This window comes from Rhizobium sp. SU303, assembly GCF_021052345.1.
Classification (GTDB): Bacteria; Pseudomonadota; Alphaproteobacteria; order Rhizobiales; family Rhizobiaceae; genus Rhizobium; species Rhizobium laguerreae.
Map to the genome: position 1 here is coordinate 2,265,501 of NZ_CP088095.1, position 23,545 is coordinate 2,289,045.

The window sequence follows — 23,545 nt, forward strand, 5'->3', positions numbered from 1 at the left end:
CTGGTGTAAGTTTGATTGGGAAACCGTGCCGGACGGGCGTTGAAATTGCCCTGAAAGCCCCGGAGCCTGCCAAAGGTGCATGAATTCCCGCATGGGATTGACCAGTGGCGATTCCGACAGATGGGTCCGCGGTGCGGACCAGGAGACCATTGTTCATGGACGCCATCGTAAAGAATTTTCCGCAGACGAACCGCGACTCTGATCGCCCCTCCCAGCAGGAGGCGGAGGAAGCCGTTCGCGTTCTGCTGCGCTGGGCCGGTGACGACCCGACGCGCGAAGGCCTGCTCGAAACGCCGGCCCGCGTCGTCAAATCGTACCGCGAGCTTTTTGCCGGTTACGACATGGCGGCGGAAGACGTGCTCGGCCGCACCTTCGAGGAGGTCGCCGGTTACGACGACATGGTCCTCGTCAAGGATATTCCGTTCTACTCGCATTGCGAACACCACATGGTGCCGATCATCGGCAAGGCCCACGTTGCCTACATGCCGGACGGGCGTGTGCTCGGCCTGTCGAAGATTGCCCGTGTCGTCGAGATCTATGGCCGCCGCCTGCAGACGCAGGAAACGATGACTGCGCAGATCGCCCGGGCCATCGACGATACGCTGAATCCGCGCGGCGTCGCCGTGTTGATCGAGGCCGAACATATGTGCATGGCGATGCGCGGCGTTCAGAAGCAGGGCTCGACCACGTTGACGACGACATTTACGGGAACGTTCAAGACTGAGCCGGCCGATCAGGCCCGCTTCATGACCATGGTGCGGAGCCGCTGATACCGGCTCCCTCAGGAGGGCCGCGATGAGTCAACTGATCTTCAATCAACCATCCGAGGACAAGTCGGCGTTGGAAGACGCCGGCGATTTCACGCCGCGTTTCGACGACCGCGGCCTGATCACCGCGATCGTCACCGACGCCGGCGACGGCGAGTTGCTGATGGTGGCGCACATGAATGCCCAGGCGCTGGCGCTGACCATCCAGACCGGCACGGCGCACTATTTCAGCCGTTCGCGCGGCAAGCTCTGGAAGAAGGGCGAGACCTCGGGTAATCTCCAGACGGTGAAGGAAATCCGCACCGATTGCGATCAGGACGCCATCTGGCTGAAGGTCGAGGTCGCCGGCCACGACGCCACCTGTCACACCGGTCGCCGCTCCTGCTTCTACCGGACGATCACGCTTCGAGACGGAAAGCCGATGCTTGATATCGTTGACGACGAGCTTCATTTCGATCCGCAGGGTGTCTACGGAAAATAGCCTGAAATTCCCCGGCATTGCTCCTTATTGCGCCAGAAACCGCATCTATATACCATTTGGAAACTGATCGGGCACACTATCGGAAATCAAGTGTTCTGCTGGGAGGGGAGAGCGCCATGCTGAGCTGGAGTCTGCATCGTCAAAGCTCTGAAGGCGAGGGTTCCGGTTCCGGCATGTCGACCACGCTCGATATGCTCCCGCCTCCGGCGCCTCAAAAGAAAATCAAGATTGCGCTGGCACTCGGCGGCGGCGCTGCCCGCGGCTGGGGCCATATCGGCGTGCTGCGCGCCCTCGACGAGGCAAAGGTCGAGATCGGCATGATTGCCGGCACCTCGATCGGCGCGCTGGTCGGCGGCTGCTATCTCGCTGGCAAGCTCGATGAACTCGAAAGTTTCGCGCGCTCGCTGACGATGCGCCGCATCGCAAGTCTCCTCGATCTCACCATCGGCGGCAGCGGCCTGTTCGGCGGCATGCGGCTGACCAAGCGCATGCAGGAACATCTCGAAGGCCTGAACGTCGAGGATCTCGACCGGCCGTTCGTCGCGGTCGCGGCCGAGGTCAATACCGGTCATGAGGTCTGGATCGCCAATGGTTCGCTGATCACGGCGCTGCGCGCCTCCTATGCCCTGCCCGGCATTTTCGAGCCGGTGCGCAGCAATCACCGCACGCTGGTCGATGGGGCGCTGGTCAATCCCGTCCCCGTCTCCGTCTGCCGCGCCTACGAGCAGCCGCTCGTCGTCGCCGTCAATCTCAATTACGATCTCTACGGCCGCTCGGCCGTCGTCCGGCACAATGCCAGCCTGTCGGCCCAGGAAGTGCAGAAACAGGAAGAGGCGCCCTATGCGCGCCTCGGCATGACCGGCGTCATGGTGCAGGCCTTCAACATCATCCAGGACAGGATCGCCCGCGCCCGCCTTGCCGGCGACCCACCGGATATTTCGCTGCAGCCGCGCCTCAGCTATATCGGCCTTTCCGAATTCCACCGGGCCGGTGAGGCGATCGAACGCGGCTACGAGGAAGCCAGAGCCCGGCTCCCCGAGATCCAGCGCATGCAGGAAGTCTACGCAAGCAACCCCTGATGCACGTCGTCCGAAAGCGTGAGGGTTTGGACGACGACGTTAGTCAAGCGAGGCAGGCGAAAACCTCAGCCGGCGATATAGGCCTTGATTTCCTCGGCCTCACGCTCGACTTCGGCGATACGCGATTTCACCACGTCGCCGATCGAGATGATGCCGGCAAGTTTGCCATTGCTTTCCACCGGCACGTGACGGAAACGTCGGCTGGTCATCAGCTCCATCAGCTCGTTTACGGTCGTCTCCTCATGGCAGCGATAGACCTTCGCGGTCATGACCTGGGCCAGCGGCTGGTCGAGGCCTTCCTTGCCGTGTTTGGCGATCGCATGCACGAGATCGCGCTCGGTGAACATGCCCGAAATCCGGTTCTCCATGCCGACGACGACGATGGCGCCGATCTTCTTCTTGCTGAGGATGGCGGCCGCCTCGGCGACGGTTGCGTTCGGCCCGACGGTGACGACGTCCCTGCCCTTCAGGTCGAGGATTGCTTTGACTGAACTGGTCATTCTAACCTCCTATGTCCGTGAAACACTTGTCACAGGCATCCGCGGCGGTTTCTCCCCCCGGCACGGATATAGGTCGATCGTGCACTGCCCGGCTCAGGATTGCAACACATCCTTCTCGGTTCCGTCAGGTTCCATCACCGGCGGGCGCGGCGCCCGGTCGAACAGCGAAAACAACAGGAAGCCGAAGACGAAGCCGCCGATATGCGCGTCCCAGGCAATCGCTTGGTCGCTGTCGCCGACGAGCGGGATGCCGACGGCGATCAACGCATTGCCGACCAGCCAGAGCAGCATGAAGATGATGACGGTACGGCTCTTCAGCGCCGCGAAGATGGAAAGCCGAGGGTTGAGATGCGCAGGCAGCATCGGCCGCCGTTCGGCTGGAAAGGCGAATCGGCAGGCGGCGCCCATCAGCCCGGAGATGACGCCCGATGCGCCGATCAGCAGCGTCACGTCTCCCCAGTTCAGGACCGCGTGCAGTATGGCGGACGCGACGGCGGAAAAAAACCAGAAGAGCACGAAACGCAGCGTCCCGATGCGGCGCACGACCGGCGCGCCGAAGGCCATCAGCCAGAACGCGTTGAAGACGATATGCTGGAAGCTGCCGTGCAGCAGCGAATAGGTAACGGGCGTCCAGAACAGCTCCGGCCCCTGCTGCGACAGCGGAATCACATAGCGGGCGGGAACGAAGCCGAAGGTGAAGAGCAGCCAGTTCTGCGCATCGTCGGACAGCAGGAGCTCCTGCACCGCATAGATGACACCAAGCAGGCAAAGGCTGAAGAACAACGCCGGCGGAAGGTTGAAGACCGGTTCACGCGGTCGTGCCGGCGGCTGGACCTCGGGAGGTTCGGGCGCCTTGTGCGGCTCGGCCGTCTGCTCATTCATCTGTGTTTCGCCTCGTTGAGGCCACAGCCATACAGGAGCGACTGTCAAAAAAAAAGCCGTCCGAAGGGCCGGACGGCATGACCCTGAGCTCCAGGAAAGACCTCGGCCCGGGCGGGTTGTGCTGAACTTCGAAAGTCGAAGCGATGGCAGGACAGTGTCACGACGGGCACTGCACCTCAACCGAAACCATCTCTTAACCTTAACGGCCGCGATCTGGCATGAAATCCGCAAGGTAGAGCCTGTAAGGGCAATGACTGCCCGAAAATGCTCCGGAATGGGACAGGTTGGTGTGAAATGCGTGTGCAAACGACCATCGAGATTTTTGACTACTGGAACCGTATCCGCGGCGCTGCCGATGCGCCGCTGAAATCACAGGTCGAACCCTCCGCCGTCCCGCATCTTCTCCAGAGTCTATTCATTCTTGAGAGGCGCGAGGGCGGAGACATCGGTTTCCGGCTCGCCGGCACCCGCATCTGTGATCTCTTTGGGCGTGACCTGCGCGGCGAACGTTTTTCGTCTCTCTGGGCAAATGGTCAGCTCGCGGACATCGAACGCACGGCGATGGGCGTCATGGACCATGCCATGCCGGCCCTGTTCAACGCCACCGGCTACAGCACCGTCGGTCATCAGGCCTCCTTCGAGATTATCATGATGCCGCTGCGTTCGCCGGACGGCGCCTGCGACCGGTTGCTCGGCGCGATCGCGCCGGCAGCGGCCGCGAGCTGGCTGGAGATCGTACCGCTCGAATTCCTGGCGCTCGACCGCAGCCGCCTGCTGCCCGGAAAATTCGACAAGGCAGCACCGGCCGAACCGCGCCCGATCAACAGGATCGTCGCTGGCAAAAGCATCCATTTCGGGCAGGTCATGCGCCGCATGGTGTCGCAGCTGCTGAGCGCCGAGGCGCGCTGACGGTCCCATTTTAGGACAGCCCGTATACTCGTTTTCCGCTATATTGGGACCGGGCAAAACAACCTTCTGTTAATGGATTGTGGGTAAAGATCGGTCTCTGTGATTTTCATGAAGAAGCCCTTTGATGCACTCGTTCCAGCCAGCTCAGACGCAACGACCTGCGCCGCGCCCTGAACAGGGCGTTTTTCAGCGCGTGCCCATCAATATGCAGGGCCGGCTGATGCTTGCGAACTACGAGGAATTCGAATGCATGGTGATCGACATGTCGCCTGGCGATATGTACGTGACCTGCCTCGGCCGGCCGCGCGCCAACGAACGCGTCGTCGCCTATATCGACCATCTCGGCCGCGTCGAAGGTTATGTCCAGACGATCGATGGCCGCGGCTTCACCATGTCGATCAACGCCACCGACCGGAAGCGCGAGAAGCTCGCGGCCCAGCTCACCTGGCTTGCCAACAAGCACGAACTCGGCCTGCCCGAGGATCGCCGCCATGACCGTTTGACGCCACGCGACACAAAGACCGAGCTGACGCTCGAGGACGGCACGCGCTATTCCTGCCGCATCATGGATCTTTCGCTATCGGGCGCTGCCGTCGACGTCGAGATGCGCCCTTCGATCGGAACGGCCGTGCGCCTCGGCAACATGCGCGGTCGCGTCGTGCGCCATTTCGTCGAAGGTGTGGCAATCGAATTCCTGTCGATCCAGTCCCGCGAGACGCTGCGGGAATTCCTTTAACAGGCCGCCGAAATGGCGCTGCCTTGCCGAGGATTCCGTGGCGGGTTGCAATTCTCGACGGACTTCCATCGAATGCGATTGCCAGGTCCGGTGCGCACCCGGTCAGGTCGTGTTGAAGAGCTTCCACTTCACGGCTCGAGATTTGCAAGCGGCAACGAATTTGGCTTTGGAAAGCAAGCGCGAAATCCTGTCGCAAGTCGTTCCACCCAGTCGGTAGGTAATATTATGAGTGGAACAAGCTGCGACACCGATCGGCACCAATGAGGTCGCCCAACTTGTGCAGTGATTTTGCGTCCGGGAATGCCTCGCCCTCGCCCGTCATCCATTCGTCACGGATATGACGGATAAGGCCTGCCTCGATCGCAGGTGCGCCCATGTCAGCTCTTTATCCCGAAATCGAACCCTATGATCATGGTCAGCTCGATATGGGCGACGGCAATCTGATCTATTGGGAAGCCTGCGGCAATCCGGCGGGTCGCCCGGCGCTGGTCCTGCATGGCGGCCCTGGCTCCGGCTGTTCGACCGCGGCGCGGCGCTACTTCGATCCTGACGCCTACCGAATTATTCTGTTCGATCAGCGCAATTGCGGCCGCAGCCTGCCGAGTGCTGCCGATCCTGAAACCGATCTCTCCGTCAACACCACCTGGCATCTCGTTGCCGATATCGAGCGGCTGCGGGCCTATCTCGGCATCGACACCTGGCTGCTTTTCGGTAATTCCTGGGGTTCGACGCTGGCGCTCGCCTATGCCGAAACCCATCCGGAGCGCGTCGCGGCGATCGTCCTGTCAGGCGTGACCACCACCCGGCGTTCGGAAATCGACTGGCTCTATCGCGGCATGGCGCCGCTCTTTCCGGAAGAATGGCACAGTTTCCGCCAGGCAGCTCCCCCAGGCATCCAGCAAAGAGACGAGGACATGGTTGCCGCCTATCATCGTCTCCTCAACGATCCGGACCAGGAAACGCGCCTCAAGGCGGCGCGCGACTGGCATGATTGGGAGGCCGCCTCGATTCTGCTCGCCGATCCCCACGGCCTGCCGCGCCGCTGGGCCGATCCGGCCTATTTGCTGACGCGGGCCCGCATCATCACCCACTACTTCAGCAATGGCGCCTGGCTGGAGGACGGCCAGCTTTTGAAGAACGCGGCGCGGCTCACCGGCATCCGCGGTATCCTGCTGCAGGGAAGGCTCGACATCGAGGCGCCGCTCGTCACCGCCTGGGAACTGGCCCGCGCCTGGCCGCAAAGCGAGCTTAACATCCTTGCGCATGCTGCCCATTCCACCGCAAATCCCGATATGAGCGCGGCAATTGCCGCTGCCACCGATCGATTTCGCAATTTTCCTCAAAAATAATTTCCCGCCGGGATCGGAGATCTGAGCGATATTCTGCTTTTGAACCGGCCGAATCGGCCCATTCCGGCGGCATCGTCGGCCGGCGGCACGCCGCCGCAGATAGCCAGCCGGCAGCTGAAATTTATCCGGCTCAACGAAAATCCTTAACATGAGGACGGCAACGCAACCCTTTCGCGGGCGAAAGCCTTGTTGCGTCGATTACAATTTTAATCGATTTCCAGACAAATCCGCGTCAAATTTTATGCGAATTCGAATCTGTTTTTAGTCGAGTTTTCACGGCATTTGAATCAACTAAGCATTTAATTCTATTACGTAATTTTGCGTGGGATAAAAACGTCTGTGCCATTGTCACCTCAACTTACGGGGAGACGGCAATGACAACTGCGAATATCCTGAAAGGCGGCCTCCTGGCCGGTGCGATCATGATGGCAATGGCGGGTTCGGGACAGGCGATGCCCGCCAGCATGGCCCTGGCAGGCAATGCCAGCCCGCCTATCGGACACTACGAATTCTGCAAAGCCAACCCGACCGAATGTGTCGAGGTCGGCGGCGATGCCGGACCGGCCATCCTCACCGAGGATCGCTGGAAGGAAATTCTCAAGGTCAATTACGCCGTCAATTCGTCGATCCAGCCGATGACGGATGAGCAGATCTACGGTGTCGAGGAGCGCTGGGCCTATCCGCGCACCGTCGGCGACTGCGAGGATTACGCCCTGCTGAAGCGTAAGATGCTGATCGATGACGGCTTCTCGCCCTCCGACACGCTGATCACCGTCGTGCTGCAGCCGAATGGCGAAGGCCATGCCGTGCTGACGGTCCGTACCGATCATGGCGACTTCATCCTCGACAACATGCGCAACAAGGTGCTGCTGTGGTCGGACACCGAATACACCTATCTGAAGCGCCAGTCCGCCGACGATCCGGCTCGCTGGTCCAAGCTTCAGGATGGCCGCGCCGTCGCGGTCGGTAGCGTCAAGTAAGAACAGCCTGCCGGCTATTTGCCGGTTGCTGCCTGCGGCCCGGTCAGTCCCCGCATCCCGTCCCCGACCGGTGCCCAAGAGCCGTTCCCGCTGTCCCGGGAACGGCTCGCCCCTTTAAGGATTCCCCACCAGCGCATTAGTGAATTGTTAACCCTGCCGGTCCGATCATGACGGTGAGAATCATCATCGGCACCGGCGGCTCATGTTCTTCCTGCGGCGGACCGAAACGCGAAGAACCGCCATGAGCCATGCCGCGCGCAGCGCACCCGACGAGCAGCCGCTTCTTTCCATGGGGTTTCTCCTCCGCACGATGGCGGTGATTGCTGTCCTGGCGGTCCTGACCATAGCCATCAGCATCGGCGGCCGCTGGTTCGGCCGGCATATCTCGCTTGCCGGCAACACCGACAGCACGGTTGAAATCCAGTTAGCCATCGGCCGCGACACCGTAAAATTCCCCGAGAATGCCATCCGTTTCCCGAGTCAAAGGCATGAAGGCGCCGCCGAACGCGTTGATCTCTACCTCGCCTGGCCGGAAATGCAGGGTTACGGGAAGGAAAATCACCTTCGATTCGACGATATCGCCCAATCCTCCGGGCTGATTTTCCTGCAGATCACCCAAAGCACCATGTCGCGCGACATGTCCGGGCGGCTGGAGCCGATCTATTCGCATCTGCTCGAAGGACCGGCCGAACCCTTCCGCAACGGGCTGACGCTGCACCGTCTTCGCGCCGATGCGGGGTACGGCGACGAGGTGCTGCTGACGGCGCCCGTCAAGGGCGGGCCGGATTACGTCGTGCGCTGCATCTTGCCGTCAGCCCCGGATAAGGCGGCGGGCGGAGATTGTCAGCGCGATATCAAAGTCGGCAGGGATCTCAGCGTTCTCTACCGCTTCTCAAGCAGCCATCTCGACGAGTGGGAACATATTGATGCCGCTATCCGCACCTTTGTAGACGCGCGTCTTGTGAACCGTTCTGCAACAACACCGTAAAATGCTCCCCGGACAGCGAAATAAACGATTCATCATAAACGGATTGGTAACGCCCAGCCGGTAATTTTAAAAGACGAGCTGTGCGGCGGGAGGTGTGCGGTTCCTGCCAAAATCTGAAGCGCCAAATATCTGAAATGCAAGCGAAGAGTGAAATAGTGTCAAGGTCAGTCTCCTCCGTATCATCGTCCCGATCCGGCAGTTTTTTCGCAAGGCTGCTGGCGATCCTTTCGGTGGCCGTCACGATCGTCATGGTCGATTCGGTGAATGCCGACGCGGAAGCGGCAAATCCGAAATATGCAGGCATCGTCGTCGACGCCAAGACCGGCAACGTTCTCTACAGTGAGAACGCCGACCGGCTGCAATACCCCGCCTCCCTGACCAAGATGATGACCCTCTACATGACCTTCGAGGCATTGGAGCAGGGTCGCATCCGCCTCGATACGCCGGTTCCCTTCTCCGCCTATGCGTCAGCACAGGCGCCGACCAAGCTTGGCGTGCGCGCCGGCGGTACAATCACCGTCGAACAGGGCATACTCGGTCTCGTCACCCTGTCGGCCAATGATGCGGCAACCGCGCTCGGCGAAATGCTGGGCGGCGGCAGCGAGGATCGCTTCGCCCAGTTGATGACCGCCAAGGCGCATGCGCTCGGCATGACGCGCACCACTTATCGCAATGCCAACGGCCTGCCGAATACGGCGCAGATGACGACGGCGCGCGACCAGGCCCGCCTCGGTATCGCCCTTCGCCAGCATTTCCCGCAATATTACGGCTATTTCTCTACCCGCGCCTTCAAGTTCGGCAGCCGGACGATCCGCAGCCACAACCGCCTGGTCGGTTCAGTGCGCGGCGTCGACGGCATCAAGACCGGTTACACGCGGGCTGCCGGTTTCAACCTGGTAAGCTCGGTGCAGGTCGATGGCAAGTCGATCGTCGGCGTCGTGATGGGTGGCGCCTCGACGCCCGCCCGCGATGCCCAGATGCGCAATCTGATCGCCACCTATCTGCCGAAGGCATCGAGCCGTGGCGGATCGTCGGCGCTGATCGCCGAGGCAGCCCCTGCCCCGGCGATGATCGAGACACCCGCTCCGGTCCAGCCCAAGAAGGCTCAGCAAATGGCGAAGACCATCACCGCAGCGCAGCCGCCGGTTTCGGCAGCCGCTGCCGATCTCAGCCTGCCGCACAAAGGCCCGCTGCCGGATGCGCGCTATCAGGTCGCCGAGACCGAGGTCGCCTATGCCGAGACCGCTGCGCCGAAATCCGACAATCCACTCGTAGCACAACCGATGCCGGCGCCGACCAAGGTCAAGACCATGGCCTTCAAGCCGCAGGCAGCGGTCGCCGCACCAAAGCCGACGCCCGCATCTATGCCGTCGGAACAGGGCGAGACGTCGGTCGATAACCTCACCACTGCGTCGACCACTCCCTCCCCGACTCGTGCTGCTTCAACTAGCAGCGCTCCGACCGGCTGGGTGGTGCAGGTCGGCGTCTCACCGAGCCGGCAGATGGCCATGGACCTTTTGGAAAGCGCCAAGAGCAAGGCCGGCAAGGCGCTGGCCTCGGCAAAGCCCTTCGCGGTCGCCTATGCCGCTGGCGGTGACCAACTCTTCCGCGCCCGCTTTGGCGGCTTCGACGATCAGCGCGATGCCGTCAACGCCTGCAAAGCACTGAAGAAGGCAGGCATCAAGTGCTGGGCGGCTGCCCAATGAGCTATTCGTTGCTGCCTGCTAAATGGCCGGCGGCATCGGTGACGGCCGGAATCGGTGTTTGCGTTTCCGGCCACCGTTCTTGAACTCGATCAGTATTGCGTACGGGGAAAACCATGGCGATCAATGAGAATGTTCCGGGAATGCCTTCAGACCGCCGCACGGCGGCCAAGGGGCGCTCATCTCTGCATCCGCTGCACGAGGCGGCTTTGCGCCTCGCCGAGATCGGCCTGCAGCGGCCGAAGGCGAAGTCTCCGAAGACCCGGGATCTCATCAATCTGCTGCTGTGCCATGGTGCACGCGCCTGGCGCTATTCCCAACCTGAAGCCCGCATCCATCTGCATGTGACCTCGCCGGACGGCAGTGCGCCGGTGCAACTGCGCCTGCGCTGAATCGCAAAGCGCCGCGCGTCCGAAAGGACGCGCGAAAAACGTTCAATTCATGCATAACCTTTCCGGAAATCAGCTCCGACTTTCGGTAACGTCCGGTAGAGCAGCTTTTGAGATTGCTCCATCAAAAGGATAGACGAATTATTGCCTTGGAATGTGGAAGGATCATCAACCCCTTTTGCTGGTGGAGGGTTGGTCAATAAATGTTCATCCGCGACGCCAACGCCGATGATACTGCTGCAATGTTGCGGCTGCTTCGTCAAATAGCCGTTTGCTCCAGTGATGCTGAGTATGGGCCTGGCAGCAGTGATCAACAACTGCTTGGCGTCATTGAAAACTGCAAGACGTTTGTGCTCGGAAGGAATGATCGGTTAATCGGCATCAATGCCGTCCGAATAGTGGACTTGTCCGAACATTCTCGATCCCGCTACCGAAAGATGGCCTTCATCATGGCGTTCGGCGTTGATGAAATCGAACGTCGTTGTGGCTATGGGACGGCGCTCTTCGATCACATGCGGAAATGGTTATCTGAAGAAGAGGTCGATCTAATCAGCCTCAACGTGTCGGCTTCAAACGAAGCGGCTCAAGCATTTTATCGAAGAATGGGCTTGGCCGCCCGATCCGTTCAGATGGATCAATCCCTGAAACGCTGATCAACATGTCACCGGACGTTTACGATTTTCAGGGATTAGAGCAGACCAAGGTCCGTAAGCTCGCGGCGAAGATCCGCGGGCATTTCGGCAATGCCGGCGCCGAGGCTTGTCAGGTCGCGCGGCACGTCGTCCTCAGTGTAATAACGCCAGCCCTGGAAGGGACGCTTCGGCTGCACGGCCGTCTCGATGACCTCAGGACCGAGCATCAGGCGGCAGCGCGAAATCCCCTCGCCGTCGGTGAAGGTCTCGATGTCGAGCAGCTTCTGCCTCGCTTGCACCTGCCCCTTGATCACCCAGTAGAGCGAGCCGCCGTCAAGCAGCTCCTCCATACGCTTCGGCGCCATGCGCGTCGTATGCACCGAATGCGGCTCGAGCCCGGCGGCGATGGCGCGCAGCGAGCGTTCCGCCACCCATTCGCGCAGATCGTCTATCGAGTCGGCGCCGACACAGAGTTTGATGAGATGCAATGCCATGCTGCCGTTGAAATCCTTTTGGCAGCGAGCGTCAAGCGCCAAGCATGCAGCGTCCACAAACTCAGCATTCGACGACGTTGACGGCAAGACCTCCCGTAGAGGTTTCCTTGTATTTCTCGCTCATGTCATGGCCGGTCTGGCGCATCGTCTCGATACAGGCATCCAGCGGCACGAAATGCTGGCCGTCGCCCTTGATGGCGAGCGAGGCAGCCGTGACGGCCTTGACGGCGCCGAGCGCGTTGCGCTCGATGCAGGGAACCTGCACGAGGCCGGCGATCGGATCGCAGGTCATGCCGAGATGATGTTCGAGCGCGATCTCGGCGGCGTTTTCGATCTGCTCCGGCGTGCCGCCCATGACGGCGGCAAGGCCCGCGGCCGCCATCGCCGCCGCCGATCCCACTTCGCCCTGACAGCCGACCTCGGCGCCCGAGATCGAGGCATTGTGCTTGATGATGCCGCCGATGGCAGCGGCCGTCAGCAGGTAGTCGCGGATACCGTTCTGGTCCCAGTCCTCGTGGAAATGCTCATAATAGCGGATCGTCGCCGGAATGACGCCGGCGGCACCATTGGTCGGCGCTGTGACGACGCGCCCGCCCGCTGCATTCTCCTCGTTGACGGCCATCGCATAGACGCTCAGCCAGTCATTGGCGAGCAGCGGATTGACGCGGTTGCTGCGCCACTCCTCCTCCAGCTTGTCGTGAATCCTGCGGGCGCGACGCTTGACGTTGAGGCCGCCCGGCATGATGCCGTCGACCTTGAGGCCGCGCTCGATGCAGGAGCGCATTGCCTCCCAGATACGGTCAAGCCCCTGGTCGAGTTCCTCTTGGCTGCGCTGGCTCTCCTCGTTCGCCCGCTTCATCTGGGCGATCGACAGCCCCGAGCGTTCCGCCATCTCGAGCATCTGCTTGGCGGTGGAGAAGGGATAGGGCACACGCGTGCCGCCGGGCGCGTTCTTCTTCGCCCGCATCTGCTCGAGCTCGGTGTCGGTGACGACGAAGCCGCCGCCGACCGAATAATAGATGCGCTTGACGAGAAGCCGGCCGTCCCTGTCATAGGCGGAGAACACCATGCCGTTGGCATGGCCGGGCAGCGGCTGCTTCTTGTCGAAGATCAGGTCGGTCTTCGGCTGGAACTGATAGGCGGGATGGCCCTCCGGCGTGATGCGGCCGGTGCGCTCCACCGCATCGACGATGCCGTCCATCCGGTCGGGATCGACGCTGTCGGGCGCCTCGCCCATCAGCCCGAGAATAACAGCCCTGCCCGTGCCGTGGCCGATACCGGTATGGGCGAGCGAGCCGTGCAGGCTGACCTTGATGGCTGTGACCTGCGCGCCCGACGACGGGCGCGGCCATTCGTTCGAGAGGATCAGCTCAAGAAACCGGTTGGCCGCCGACATCGGACCCATCGTGTGCGAGCTCGACGGCCCGACACCGATCTTGAAGACATCGAATACCGAGAGAAACATGGGTGCGCCTTCTGAATACGAGGATGCAAGTTTAAGCGAGGTCGGTTTCGAATCCGTGCAGCACACCGACATCGCATGGAGCCGGTGCGACATTCCGGCTGCACACTGGAGCGCCGCGTGTCCAATAGGACGCGCAGGCACTTTGAGTGTGCGCATAATCCTTCCCGAAAATCGAATCCGATTTTCGGGAAGGATTATGCGCTAAACCGAGTGGTCCACCTTGCCACTCATTGCTGCATTCAATGAAGCCTATGCGGCGGAAGAACCGGTAGCCTTATCTTGACAGTCTGCCCCGACTCCCAATGTCCTGCTGACGTCGATGCTAGACGACACCTTGCAGATTGGGAGATTGGACACATGGCGCTCAAACGGATGGACAACGTGGGAATCGTCGTCGATGACCTCGAAGAGACGATTGATTTCTTTCGCGAGCTCGGCCTCGAGCTCGAAGGGCGGGCCATGATCGAAGGAGAATGGGCTGGACGGGTGACTGGACTGGGCGATCAGCACGTCGAGATTGCCATGATGCGCACGCCTGATGGCCACAGCCGGCTCGAGCTCTCCCGCTTCATCAGGCCGCCTGCCGTTGCGGATCACCGCAATGCCCCGGTGAACGCTCTAGGCTACCTCCGCGTCATGTTCGCCCTTGATGACATCGACGAGACGCTTGAGAGGCTCCGCAAGCGCGGCGCGCAGCTCGTCGGCGAAGTCGTGGATTATCAAGACACCTATCGGCTCTGCTACATCCGCGGGCCTGGAGGGCTTCTCATCGGACTCGCCCAAGAACTTAGCTGACCTATGCGCGAAGCTTCCCGTTGCGATCATCTTGAATGACCGTGCCGTCGCCTCCATCCCAGGGCTCGGCCGTCGTCGAGATTTGTCGTTGATCGGCCATGGCTGACGTTGCGCCGTTCCCCAGGCGCTTTTCGATCTCCTGCAGGTCGAGAATTGCGCGGTCCATTTGGTCGGCCGGAGTTTCGCGCGAAACCGGACGCCAGCGATTGTCCTGCCATATCAGGACCAGCAGCCGCCGGCCTGGAACCTCTATCGTCTCGTGGATGAACCATGCCCCGACGACCGCAATGCAAAGCGTCACCACGATGAGCGCCGGTTCGGGCATCAAGGCATCAAAGGTCAGACGCGCCAGGAACATGATGGGGACATGGAAAAGGTAAAGCGAAAAGCTGATCTTCCCTAGAAACCGCACCGGTGCCGCTGCCAGGACATCTGCTGCGATCGGAGGTTGTCGAGCGACGAGCCCGACAATGACGGCAGCGGCCACCGCACTTTGCAGGCTCCAAAATTCCGGGGAAAAGCCGGGCAAGATATGCCGGTAAGTGAAAAACACCGCAACAAGGAAAAGCGTCAGAATTCCTGTGAGGGCGGATGGAATCCATCTGTTCCAGTGGGAATGCATGATCCCGGCAAGTGCGCCGAAAAGAAAGTAAGGAAGCTTGGAGACGAGCACTATTCCCGGGCCTGGCAATTCAACCAGGCCATCCACCACGACGACCACGGTGAGGCCCACAATCATGCCGCTATAGCGCTGCGGCTGAGCCAGGCAGAGCCACAGGACAGGAAAGAGCAGGTAGAATTGGATCTCGGGTGGTATCGACCAGAAAACACCACTCGAGCCGAGAAGAAAGACATGGCGCAGAAAATCCGTGACGCCAGCGATCGGCTGAACAAAATCCAGATTTGGCATGCTCGACAGCATCGCTACGAGAACGACGGCCACCAGGTAAACCGGATAGATGCGGGCAAAGCGGCTCACAAGAAAATCCAGCACATTTTCTTTCGTGACCGGCCGTGAGCCGTAAAGATGAGCCATCAGGAAGCCGCTGAGAGCAAAAAACAAACCGACAGCTTCGTCGCCCATCGTCACGAGATGCGGAGCTGTGATCGGAAAGATAAGGCCAATATGGGCTCCAACGACCAGAAGCGCAGCGACACCGCGCAGGCCATCAAGACTCGGGATGTAATCCGGCCGACTCATGGGTCACTTTTGATTTCGGAGTTCAGGTTCAGTCCTGACAATTGGCCATCACGACTTTACAAGCGGTTAACGCGGCGCACTCATCTGGCGGTTGCAGGCGCGATCGATGGCACTGACTTCGCTCCAGCGTGAGAGCGCTAGGTCCCCGCCCTCAATCTGCGAGCTGACGGACGCCGCATTGCCATTTTTAGTCCAGAAGTGCCGGTCGACGATCCACCAAACCTTGTCGTTTCCCGACGGCTCGATTATGCCGAACTGCCGCATGGCCGAAAGCCCGCGTAAAGCCGCCGAACTCGGCCATGCGGCATAATCCGACTTGCGGCATAGTGGCCGCGTTCATGCGGAGACCGAATCACTGATGACGACGGCGGATTATATCGCTCTGGCTTTCTTTGCCTTTGTGTGGATGGGCTATTCCTGGCTGCTGCATGGCCGTACCTTCTTCGGGCGCACCAGCCTGACCCATGCGATGACCGAACGGCGCCGGGAGTGGATTTACAATTCGCTGCGCCGCGACCTGAAGATGATCGACACGCAGATCATGGCCGGCCTTCAGAACGGCACCGCCTTCTTCGCTTCGACTTCGATCTTCGCGATCGGCAGTTGCTTTGCTTTGCTCGGCGCGACGGAGAAGGTCGACGCAGTCTTCGCCGACCTGCCCTTCGTCTTCCATGGCGGCCATGCCGTTTTCGAGATGAAGGTCGGCGGACTGGCAGCACTTTTCGGTTACGCCTTCTTCAAATTCGGCTGGTCCTACCGGTTGTTCAACTATTGCACCATCCTCTTCGGCTCGATCCCGATGATGCGCGACACCGAGCGCGACGTCATCGCCGCTGAGCGGGCGGCCGAACGCGTCATCCGCATGAACGTCATTGCCGGCAGCAATTTCAACGAGGGCCTCAGGGCAATCTTCCTGTCGATCGGCTATCTCGGCTGGTTCATCAACCCCTATGTCTTCATGCTGACGACGGCGATCGTCATCGTCGTGCTGACACGACGGCAATTTTTTTCGCAAGCGCGGCTGGCGATCATGGATAGCGGACCGCCATCAAATCTCCACCTTTCTTCTATTCGCCGCGATAGGCCGTCGAGCGACGGAAATGATTTGTCCGAGGAACTTTGATGACAATGCCGGCAAGCGAAGCCGATGCAACGGCAAAACCGCCGCGCATCGGTCTATTGGATACGGCGCGCGGCATCGCGCTGATCGCCATGGCGAGCTACCATTTCAGCTGGGACATGGAGTTCATGGGCTATCTCGCGCCGGGCACGGCCGAAACCGGCTGGCTGAAGATCTATGCCCGGGCGATCGCCACGACCTTTCTCTTCATCGTCGGCATCAGCCTGGTGCTCTCAAGCACGCCTGAGATTCGCTGGCCGTCCTTCTGGAAGCGTTTCGGCATGATCGCCGCGGCAGCCGCGGTGATCTCGATTGCCACACGCATCGCGATGCCGAACGAGTGGATCTATTTCGGCATCCTGCACTGCATCGCGGTGCTCACGCTCGTCGGCGTCGTTTTTTTGAGACTGCCGCTCGCCGTCACGCTCATCGCTACGCTCGTGCTCTTTGCCGCCTGGATCACCGATAATTTCGGGCCACCCGGCCTGCTTCGCTCATCCTTCTTCGATCCCAGATATCTCGCCTGGATCGGCCTTGCGGTGACGCCGGAACGGTCCAACGACTACGTGCCGCTGTTTCCCTGGGCAACGCCCTTCTTCGCTGGATTGAGTATCGCCTCGATCGCCATCAGAACCAAGCTGCCGCACCGGCTTGCCGCCGTCGGCACCGGCTCCTGGTGGCCGGCAAGGCTCGGCCGCCACAGCCTTGCCTTCTATCTCATCCACCAGCCCGTATTGATTGGCGTCGCCTATGGGATTTCCCTCGTCCTCCCGCCGCAAGCCCCGGATCCGGTCGCAACTTACCTAAGGCAATGCAACGCCTCTTGCGTCATGCAGCAAGGCGAAGCGCTCTGCCACAGCTTCTGCCAGTGCACGCTGGGGAAATTGCAGGCGCAAGCCCTGTTCATGCCGCTGCAGGAGGGCGCGATCGATATACAGAACGACGAGCGGGTTCAGACGATTGCTGCCGAATGCAGCGCCGAGGCGCAATAAAGGCCGGTAATCGCTCTGCGGCGCTTTTCAGGTGTTGACGCCGATTTCGGCGAGGCGGCCGAGGCAGGTCTCTTCGATCGCGTCGAGTTCCGCCAGCGTGTCGTCGATATCCTTGCGCTTCTGGCGCAGGTCGTCGCGCTTCTCATCGACGCGCTTCATCAGGAGCTTCAGCTGGCCGAGTTCGCCCGGCGGCTCCTTGTAGACCTGGATGATCTCACGGATCTCGGCGATGGTGAAACCGATGCGCCGGCCGCGGAGAATTTCTGCGATGAGCCGCCTGTCGGCTTGCCGGAACAGACGGGTGCGTCCACGCCGCTCCGGATGGATCAGTCCCTCGTCCTCGTAGAAGCGGAGCGTGCGCGTCGAGACCCCGAATTCGCGCGTCAGTTCCGTTATGCTATAAAATTTGTTCACCGGCATGTGTTCCCCGTCGTCGGACAGACGATAATATTGACTTTTACGTAATAGTCAATTTTTGGCGGTTCAGATGCCGAACCACCATGTGGCGATGCCGAGAAAGGCGAAGAAGCCGGTACAGTCCGTCACCGTCGTCACGAAGACCGAAGAGGCGATCGCCGGGTCGGCTCCCATCTTGTCGAGCAACAGCGGCAGCAGGATGCCGGCAAGGGCCGCCGCTATCAGATTAATGATCATCGCCGCCGCAATCACCCCGCCGAGCTGGTAGTCGTGGAACCAAGTGCCGGCGATCGCGCCCATGATCGTCGCGAAGACGATGCCGTTGAGGATGCCGACGCCCGCCTCCCTGCGGATGATGCGGCCGGCATTGTAGATGTCGAGATCGCGGGTGGCGAGCGCGCGCACCGTCACCGTCATCGTCTGCGTGCCGGCATTGCCGCCCATCGAAGCGACGATCGGCATCAGCACTGCAAGCGCGATCATCTTCTCGATCGAGGCGTCGAACAGGCCGATGACGCTTGCCGACAGCATCGCCGTGCCGAGATTGATCAAAAGCCACAGGAAGCGCGAACGCACCGTCGAGAGCACATTGTCCGACAGCTCTTCGTCGCCGACGCCGCCAAGGCGCTTAATGTCCTCGTCCGCCTCCTCGTGGATGACGTCGACGACGTCGTCGATGGTCAGCACGCCGACCAGCCGGCCGTTTTCGTCGACGACGGCGGCCGAGAGAAGGTCGTACTGCTCGAAGAGCTGGGCCGCCTCCTCCTGGTCCATCTCGGCCGGAACCGGATGGTTGGTCTCGCGCATGATCTGCTCGATCTTCGTCTGCCGCTTGGTGCGCAGGATCTGGTCCAGATCGACGGCGCCGAGCAGCTTGAAGGTCGGATCGATGACGAAGATCTGCGAGAAGGAATAGGGCAGATCCTCTTCATCGCGCATGTAGTCGATCGTCTGGCCGACCGTCCAGAATGGCGGCACGGCGACGAATTCCGTCTGCATGCGGCGCCCGGCCGAGCTTTCCGGATAGTCGAGCGCCCGGCGCAGCCGCACCCGCTCGGTAAACGGCAGCTGCGCGAGGATTTCTTCGCGGTCCTCCTTGTCGAGGTCTTCGAGAATGTAGACGGCATCGTCCGAATCGAGCTCGCCAATCGCGGCGGCGATCTGCGCGTTCGGCATCTGGTCGACGATTTCGCGGCGGATCGCCTCGTCGACCTCGGTCAGCGCCGTCATGTCGAAATCGTCGCCGAGCAGGCGCACCAGCGCCAGGCGCTGATCCGGCTGGATCGATTCCAGCAGGTCGCCTATTTCGGATTCATGCAGGCGGGCAACGTTCTGGCGCAGGAACAGCGTGTCGCGGTCGGCGATCGCAGCGCCGACAAGCGCCAGGAAGTCGCCGCGGACATTGCCGTCCTCGTCGTAAATATCGGCATCCTCATCATCGGGACGCCGGCGAATGCGATCTTCTGTGTCGGTCGTCGTCATATGCCGCCCTCGCATCTGGTTCGAATTTCAACGACTGCCGCGCCGCATTCGCAAATGTCGGCCGAAAACACATTGTCAACAAGCGGATAAGCGAATCCCGCGCGAGGCTCCCGCAGCCGGAATTCTTGGCCCCTGCTAGCCCAAAGCATCCGTGCCGTAAAGCGCTAAACCGTGCTTCGTGATGACAATGCATGCGGCCGGCGATAGTTTCCTCACCCGTCCAAGCAGAGGAAGCCTGCCCCATGCCCATCCGTCCGATTCTGCGTTATCCGCATCCGGGCCTCAAGACTGTCTGCGCGCCGGTGACGGTCTTCGATTCCTCGCTCACAGCGCTTGCCGAGGACCTGCTGGCGACGATGCGCGCAGCCCCCGGCGTCGGCATCACCGCCGCCCATATCGGCGTCTTCAGCCGTGTCACGGTGCTGGAGCTCGACAAGGCCGACGGCGTGCGCCTTTACGTCAATCCTCATATCACCTGGTTTTCGAAGGAGACGATGAACCATACCGAAGGCAGCGTCTCGATGCCCGGCGCGACAGACGAGGTCACGCGCCCGCGGGCGATCCGCTTCCGCTATCAGGACGCCGAGGGCGCCGTGCACGAGGACGGTGCCGAAGATTTCCTCGCTATCTGCATCCAGCACGAAGTCGACCAGCTCGACGGCATTTTCTGGCTGCAGCGCCTCTCACGGCTGAAGCGCGACCGTCTCGTGAAGAAATGGGGGAAGGCCCAGGGCTGACAATCACGGCTGCCAAATCGCCGTCCACGCCGAACCATTCGCCGTCGCCGGCGTTTCCAGCAAAGAAACAAGGAGCGAGTGCAATGGCAAGGATCGGTGACAAGACCCAGTTTTCCCGGGAGAAGCCTGAGCTTTCCCGGGAGGAAGATTATCGCGACCTCGAAGAGCGCAATCTCGACGAAGGCTGGCCCTATGCCGATGGCAGCGGCGCCGGCACCGGCGGCCCGGATAATCGTCCTTACGGCGAGACCGCGGCCAATTTCGACAGCGATCCCAACAAGGGCTTTCGGATCGATGGCACGGATGAAGACGGCAACGAGAACCGCCTGAAAGATTCGCTGCGCGCCGATACGATCGACCGCGATGAAAGCGACGATCTCGAAGCGCGGGTGAACGACAATCTCGAAAACATTCCCGAGGTCGATATCGACAGCGTCGAGGTTCATGCAGACGGTCACGTCGTTACCCTGGAAGGATCGGTGGAGACGATCGGCATTGCCCGCAAGGTCGAACTCGGCGCGCTTTCGGTCGATGGCGTCCATCATGTCCGCAATAAGTTGCAGCTGACCGGTGTCGACGCGCATATCCCGAACGAGGACTAACGCATTACGCACAGCGCAGATCATCAACGGGAGGGCTGCCGCCTTCCGTTGATGATCGTTCTCAACATTACCAAAAGTTAACAATTTAAGATTGTAGCAACGACTGTCTTTTCACGAGTCTAATCGCCGGTTTCTGTTAGGCGGCTTCTGTCACGAGAACGTCAATTCCGTTGACAACACTGTGATTTCATTCGGACAAATGGTCGCGGCTGCTCCGCCATATTATCACAAAATTGCCTGAATTGGAGCGCGAACTCGTGTGTGCCGAGGGTTACTTTATGCTGTGGAATTCAACAGTAGATTGAGGAGATAGATCATGCGCATCAAATTTGCCCTTGCCGCGTCCATTTTCGCCGTCAGCCTCGCAGGCGCTGCCTTCGCCCAGCCGACCTATTCCAGCGATTACACCAATGACAGCGACGGCTTCGCCCCGAGCCCGATGTCGAAGCCGGCTCCGGTCCACTATAGCAGCCACAAGGCCCCGGCCTATTCCAGCGACTACACCAATGACAGCGACGGCTTCGCCCCAAGCGCCATGGCGACTCCTGTCGTCGACAAGACCGCAACGGCCGGTATCAACCCCCTGCCCCCATGCCACAGCATGATTGGCCCGAAGGGCTCCCACACCAAGGGTGCAGACAGCGGCGCCTCCCGCACCGAAGCATGCCGCGCGACGCATTGATCCAATAAAGGCTGGGATCCGATAAAAGAAAGGGCCGGAAATCGGCCCTCTCTTTTTCAATCCATCTCTACGCCGGCGATTGTTCCCTAAAGCGTCAGATTTCGCCCGTCGTTTCGCCGAAAACCGCTTCGAAGGCGGTGCGCAGCCGCATATCGACATCAGCCATCATCACGGGCAAGCCAAGATCGACGAGGCTGGTCACGCCGTAGGCCGAAATCCCGCAGGGCACGATGCCGCCGAAATGATCGAGATCGGGGTCGACGTTGAGCGACAGTCCGTGAAAGGTCACCCATTTCCGCAGCCTTATACCGAGGGCGGCGATCTTGTCCTCGGCCATCGTCCCATCGGCCAGCAATGGCTTTTCCGGCCGGCGCACCCAGACGCCGACGCGATCTTCACGTCGCTCGCCGCGCACATTCATCATGTCCAGCGTGCGGATGACGACATCTTCGAGGGCAGCGACGAAGGCGCGCACGTCCTGGCGCCGCCTCTTCAAATCGAGCATGACATAGGCGACGCGCTGGCCGGGTCCATGATAGGTGTATTCACCGCCACGCCCTGTCGCAAAGACCGGAAACCGGTTCGGCTGGACGAGGTCCCTCGCATTGGCGCTGGTGCCGGCAGTATAGAGCGGCGGATGTTCGACGAGCCAGACGAGCTCATCACCGCCATCGGCGATTGCCGCCACCTCGCGCTCCATCGTCTCCACCGCCTCCTCATAGGGGACGAGGCCATCGGTGATGCGCCAGCGTACCGGCCGGGTTCCGAGTTGGGGAAGCATGGAAAATTCGAGATCGGTGCGAAGCATGGCCATTCCTTGCCGCTCTCCCCGAAATGCCTGAAAAAAGGGGCGGCAGCACAGCTATATGGACCCGTTTCGGGGCCAATTCAAATGCTGTGAGCGGATTTCAAAAAAACTGTCATATCCGCCCTTGTGCACCCCAGATGCTTTTGCTACATGCTGCCCCGCCGACGCAAATCGGCACCTACCACGATGCGGTCGTGGCGGAATTGGTAGACGCGCAGCGTTGAGGTCGCTGTGGGGCAACCCGTGGAAGTTCGAGTCTTCTCGACCGCACCATTTCCCTTCAGGGAAACGCTCTTCTCTAAGCGACGATTTCGTTTTCACCTCGAAGCCATTTGCGATTGCTCGGCTTGAATGCCCGGCCTTCTCATGGTTGATGGCGTGATCCTCGCAAGAATCAGCAGCCATGTCAGAGCCCCATCAAAACTCCCTGCAGGGCATGGCCATCATGTCCGGCGCCATGTTCATCCTGCCGATCATGGATGCCATCGCCAAATATATGGCGACCTTCGAGGCGATGTCGCCGGGTCAGGTGACCTTCTACCGATTCTTCTTCCAAATCGCCTGCACCCTGCCGATTCTTTTCGCCCTTTTCGGGCTGAAGGCGCTTTCGGCCCAACGGCCGTGGATGAACCTGCTGCGTGGTGCGCTGCATGGTGGTGCGAGCCTGCTGTTCTTCGTTGCCGTCAAATACATGCCGCTCGCCGATGTCTTCGCCATCTATTTCGTCGAGCCCTTCATGCTGGCTGCCCTGTCGGCGCTGTTTCTCGGAGAGAAGGTCGGCGGGCGGCGTTGGACGGCGATCGTCGTCGGTTTCGGCGGCGCGATGATCGTCATTCAGCCGAGCTACGAAATCTTCGGCCTGAAGGCGCTGCTGCCGGTCGCCTGTGCCTTTCTGTTCTCGCTCTATCTGTTCCTCAACCGCGCCATCGGCGAGGCCGATTCGCCGCTGACCATGCAGACGATGGCCGGCATCGGCGGAACGGTCTTCATGGCGGCCGCCCTTCTCGTCGGCAGCAGTTCCGGCAATGCCGATTTTGCCGTCTCTCTGCCCTCCTCCAGCCTCGGCCTTGTTCTGCTTCTCGCCCTTGGCTCGATCTCGGGATATGCGCATATGCTCGTCGTCCGGGCTTTCCGCCTCGCGCCGCTGTCGCTGCTTGCGCCGTTCCAGTACTTCGAGATCATCTCGGCGACCGTTCTCGGTTATGCGCTGTTCAACGATTTCCCGAGCTTTTCCAAATGGATCGGCATCTTCATCATCGTTGCGTCAGGCCTCTTCATCATCTGGCGCGAGCGGCTGCAGGCGCAATCGTTAAAATCTTCCTGACCCGGGGAATATCGGGTTAACTCCTCTTCTT

26 protein-coding genes and 1 tRNA gene are annotated in these 23,545 nt (G+C 60.7%); 19 read left to right on the forward strand and 8 right to left on the reverse strand.

Translation table 11 applies throughout. From position 1 onward, the window contains the following. The first annotated feature begins 155 nt into the window (after nt 1–155). The 3 genes from folE to RlegSU303_RS11385 all read left to right on the forward strand — a co-directional run bounded on the left by folE (nt 156) and on the right by RlegSU303_RS11385 (nt 2,327). A complete protein-coding gene (gene folE / locus RlegSU303_RS11375) occupies nt 156–770 on the forward strand; it encodes a GTP cyclohydrolase I FolE (protein ID WP_018495797.1) in 615 nt (204 codons plus the stop codon). 25 nt (nt 771–795) lie between these two features. Further along, on the forward strand, nt 796–1,248 hold the full coding sequence (gene hisI / locus RlegSU303_RS11380; protein ID WP_131619872.1) for a phosphoribosyl-AMP cyclohydrolase: 453 nt from the start codon (nt 796–798) through the stop codon (nt 1,246–1,248). A gap of 116 nt (nt 1,249–1,364) precedes the next feature. Continuing rightward, on the forward strand, nt 1,365–2,327 hold the full coding sequence (locus RlegSU303_RS11385) for a patatin-like phospholipase family protein (protein ID WP_094085905.1): 963 nt from the start codon (nt 1,365–1,367) through the stop codon (nt 2,325–2,327). Nucleotides 2,328–2,392: 65 nt separating this feature from the next. Here the strand turns inward: RlegSU303_RS11385 and RlegSU303_RS11390 are convergent, their stop codons facing one another. Beyond that, nucleotides 2,393–2,827, reverse strand: coding sequence for a CBS domain-containing protein (locus RlegSU303_RS11390; RefSeq protein ID WP_072638383.1), 435 nt, complete (start codon nt 2,825–2,827; stop codon nt 2,393–2,395). 93 nt (nt 2,828–2,920) lie between these two features. Next, complete coding sequence (locus RlegSU303_RS11395; RefSeq protein ID WP_131718527.1) at nt 2,921–3,709, reverse strand: rhomboid family intramembrane serine protease; 789 nt, start codon at nt 3,707–3,709, stop codon at nt 2,921–2,923. A gap of 264 nt (nt 3,710–3,973) precedes the next feature. On the opposite strand from RlegSU303_RS11395, the gene RlegSU303_RS11400 reads away from it, so the two are divergent. The 8 genes from RlegSU303_RS11400 (at nt 3,974) to RlegSU303_RS11435 (ending at nt 11,416) form a co-directional block, all read left to right on the forward strand. Next, entirely contained in the window at nt 3,974–4,618 is a 645-nt protein-coding gene (locus tag RlegSU303_RS11400) for a PAS domain-containing protein (RefSeq protein WP_094085903.1), read from the forward strand. 124 nt (nt 4,619–4,742) lie between these two features. Then, nucleotides 4,743–5,354 carry a PilZ domain-containing protein gene (locus RlegSU303_RS11405; RefSeq protein WP_003539887.1) on the forward strand — a complete coding sequence of 204 codons (612 nt, stop codon included), beginning with the start codon at nt 4,743–4,745 and terminating at the stop codon, nt 5,352–5,354. A 374-nt stretch (nt 5,355–5,728) separates the two neighbouring features. After that, nucleotides 5,729–6,703 carry a prolyl aminopeptidase gene (gene pip / locus RlegSU303_RS11410; RefSeq protein WP_131718528.1) on the forward strand — a complete coding sequence of 325 codons (975 nt, stop codon included), beginning with the start codon at nt 5,729–5,731 and terminating at the stop codon, nt 6,701–6,703. Between the two features lie 374 nt (nt 6,704–7,077). Further along, complete coding sequence (locus RlegSU303_RS11415) at nt 7,078–7,683, forward strand: transglutaminase-like cysteine peptidase (protein ID WP_065280051.1); 606 nt, start codon at nt 7,078–7,080, stop codon at nt 7,681–7,683. Between the two features lie 202 nt (nt 7,684–7,885). Further along, entirely contained in the window at nt 7,886–8,671 is a 786-nt protein-coding gene (locus tag RlegSU303_RS11420) for a hypothetical protein (protein ID WP_131718529.1), read from the forward strand. A 134-nt stretch (nt 8,672–8,805) separates the two neighbouring features. Next, a complete protein-coding gene (locus RlegSU303_RS11425) occupies nt 8,806–10,377 on the forward strand; it encodes a serine hydrolase (protein WP_131718530.1) in 1,572 nt (523 codons plus the stop codon). 113 nt (nt 10,378–10,490) lie between these two features. After that, a complete protein-coding gene (locus tag RlegSU303_RS11430; protein WP_131718531.1) occupies nt 10,491–10,766 on the forward strand; it encodes a hypothetical protein in 276 nt (91 codons plus the stop codon). Between the two features lie 200 nt (nt 10,767–10,966). Further along, nucleotides 10,967–11,416, forward strand: a complete 450-nt coding sequence (locus RlegSU303_RS11435) for a GNAT family N-acetyltransferase (RefSeq protein ID WP_131718532.1) — start codon at nt 10,967–10,969, stop codon at nt 11,414–11,416. A gap of 35 nt (nt 11,417–11,451) precedes the next feature. On the opposite strand, the gene RlegSU303_RS11440 is transcribed toward RlegSU303_RS11435, so the two are convergent. Both RlegSU303_RS11440 and RlegSU303_RS11445 read right to left on the reverse strand, forming a co-directional pair. Beyond that, nucleotides 11,452–11,889, reverse strand: a complete 438-nt coding sequence (locus RlegSU303_RS11440; RefSeq protein ID WP_003559632.1) for a DUF1489 family protein — start codon at nt 11,887–11,889, stop codon at nt 11,452–11,454. 61 nt (nt 11,890–11,950) lie between these two features. Beyond that, a complete protein-coding gene (locus RlegSU303_RS11445; protein ID WP_131644153.1) occupies nt 11,951–13,354 on the reverse strand; it encodes an L-serine ammonia-lyase in 1,404 nt (467 codons plus the stop codon). A 357-nt stretch (nt 13,355–13,711) separates the two neighbouring features. Between RlegSU303_RS11445 and RlegSU303_RS11450 the strand changes: the two genes are divergently transcribed. Continuing rightward, a complete protein-coding gene (locus RlegSU303_RS11450) occupies nt 13,712–14,149 on the forward strand; it encodes a VOC family protein (RefSeq protein WP_131644154.1) in 438 nt (145 codons plus the stop codon). A 1-nt stretch (nt 14,150) separates the two neighbouring features. Here the strand turns inward: RlegSU303_RS11450 and RlegSU303_RS11455 are convergent, their stop codons facing one another. Beyond that, nucleotides 14,151–15,350 (reverse strand): acyltransferase family protein, encoded by a 1,200-nt coding sequence (locus RlegSU303_RS11455; protein ID WP_131644155.1) that lies wholly within the window; start codon nt 15,348–15,350, stop codon nt 14,151–14,153. A 358-nt stretch (nt 15,351–15,708) separates the two neighbouring features. Here RlegSU303_RS11455 and RlegSU303_RS11460 point away from each other — a divergent pair, with 358 nt between their 5' ends. Then, nucleotides 15,709–16,473 (forward strand): DUF599 domain-containing protein, encoded by a 765-nt coding sequence (locus tag RlegSU303_RS11460; protein ID WP_131644156.1) that lies wholly within the window; start codon nt 15,709–15,711, stop codon nt 16,471–16,473. Beyond that, complete coding sequence (locus RlegSU303_RS11465) at nt 16,473–17,462, forward strand: heparan-alpha-glucosaminide N-acetyltransferase (protein ID WP_131644157.1); 990 nt, start codon at nt 16,473–16,475, stop codon at nt 17,460–17,462. The genes RlegSU303_RS11460 and RlegSU303_RS11465 overlap by 1 nt, the downstream gene beginning before the upstream one ends. 27 nt (nt 17,463–17,489) lie before the next feature. Here RlegSU303_RS11465 and RlegSU303_RS11470 read toward each other — a convergent pair whose 3' ends face one another. Beyond that, a complete protein-coding gene (locus tag RlegSU303_RS11470) occupies nt 17,490–17,882 on the reverse strand; it encodes a MerR family transcriptional regulator (protein WP_017960578.1) in 393 nt (130 codons plus the stop codon). Between the two features lie 63 nt (nt 17,883–17,945). Further along, entirely contained in the window at nt 17,946–19,361 is a 1,416-nt protein-coding gene (gene mgtE, locus RlegSU303_RS11475; RefSeq protein ID WP_017960579.1) for a magnesium transporter, read from the reverse strand. A 242-nt stretch (nt 19,362–19,603) separates the two neighbouring features. Here mgtE and RlegSU303_RS11480 point away from each other — a divergent pair, with 242 nt between their 5' ends. The 3 genes from RlegSU303_RS11480 to RlegSU303_RS11490 all read left to right on the forward strand — a co-directional run bounded on the left by RlegSU303_RS11480 (nt 19,604) and on the right by RlegSU303_RS11490 (nt 21,382). Further along, entirely contained in the window at nt 19,604–20,098 is a 495-nt protein-coding gene (locus RlegSU303_RS11480; RefSeq protein WP_131644158.1) for a peptide deformylase, read from the forward strand. A gap of 83 nt (nt 20,099–20,181) precedes the next feature. Further along, on the forward strand, nt 20,182–20,700 hold the full coding sequence (locus RlegSU303_RS11485) for a BON domain-containing protein (protein ID WP_017960581.1): 519 nt from the start codon (nt 20,182–20,184) through the stop codon (nt 20,698–20,700). Nucleotides 20,701–21,016: 316 nt separating this feature from the next. Further along, nucleotides 21,017–21,382: a hypothetical protein gene (locus RlegSU303_RS11490; RefSeq protein WP_131644159.1), complete on the forward strand. Its 366-nt coding sequence runs from the start codon at nt 21,017–21,019 to the stop codon at nt 21,380–21,382. Nucleotides 21,383–21,476: 94 nt separating this feature from the next. Here the strand turns inward: RlegSU303_RS11490 and lipB are convergent, their stop codons facing one another. Further along, nucleotides 21,477–22,196 (reverse strand): lipoyl(octanoyl) transferase LipB, encoded by a 720-nt coding sequence (lipB, locus tag RlegSU303_RS11495; protein WP_131629937.1) that lies wholly within the window; start codon nt 22,194–22,196, stop codon nt 21,477–21,479. 182 nt (nt 22,197–22,378) lie between these two features. On the opposite strand from lipB, the gene RlegSU303_RS11500 reads away from it, so the two are divergent. Both RlegSU303_RS11500 and RlegSU303_RS11505 read left to right on the forward strand, forming a co-directional pair. Further along, nucleotides 22,379–22,463: transfer RNA gene (locus RlegSU303_RS11500), tRNA-Leu, on the forward strand. Nucleotides 22,464–22,593: 130 nt separating this feature from the next. Then, nucleotides 22,594–23,514: a DMT family transporter gene (locus RlegSU303_RS11505; protein ID WP_168275761.1), complete on the forward strand. Its 921-nt coding sequence runs from the start codon at nt 22,594–22,596 to the stop codon at nt 23,512–23,514. Nucleotides 23,515–23,545: the final 31 nt, after the last annotated feature.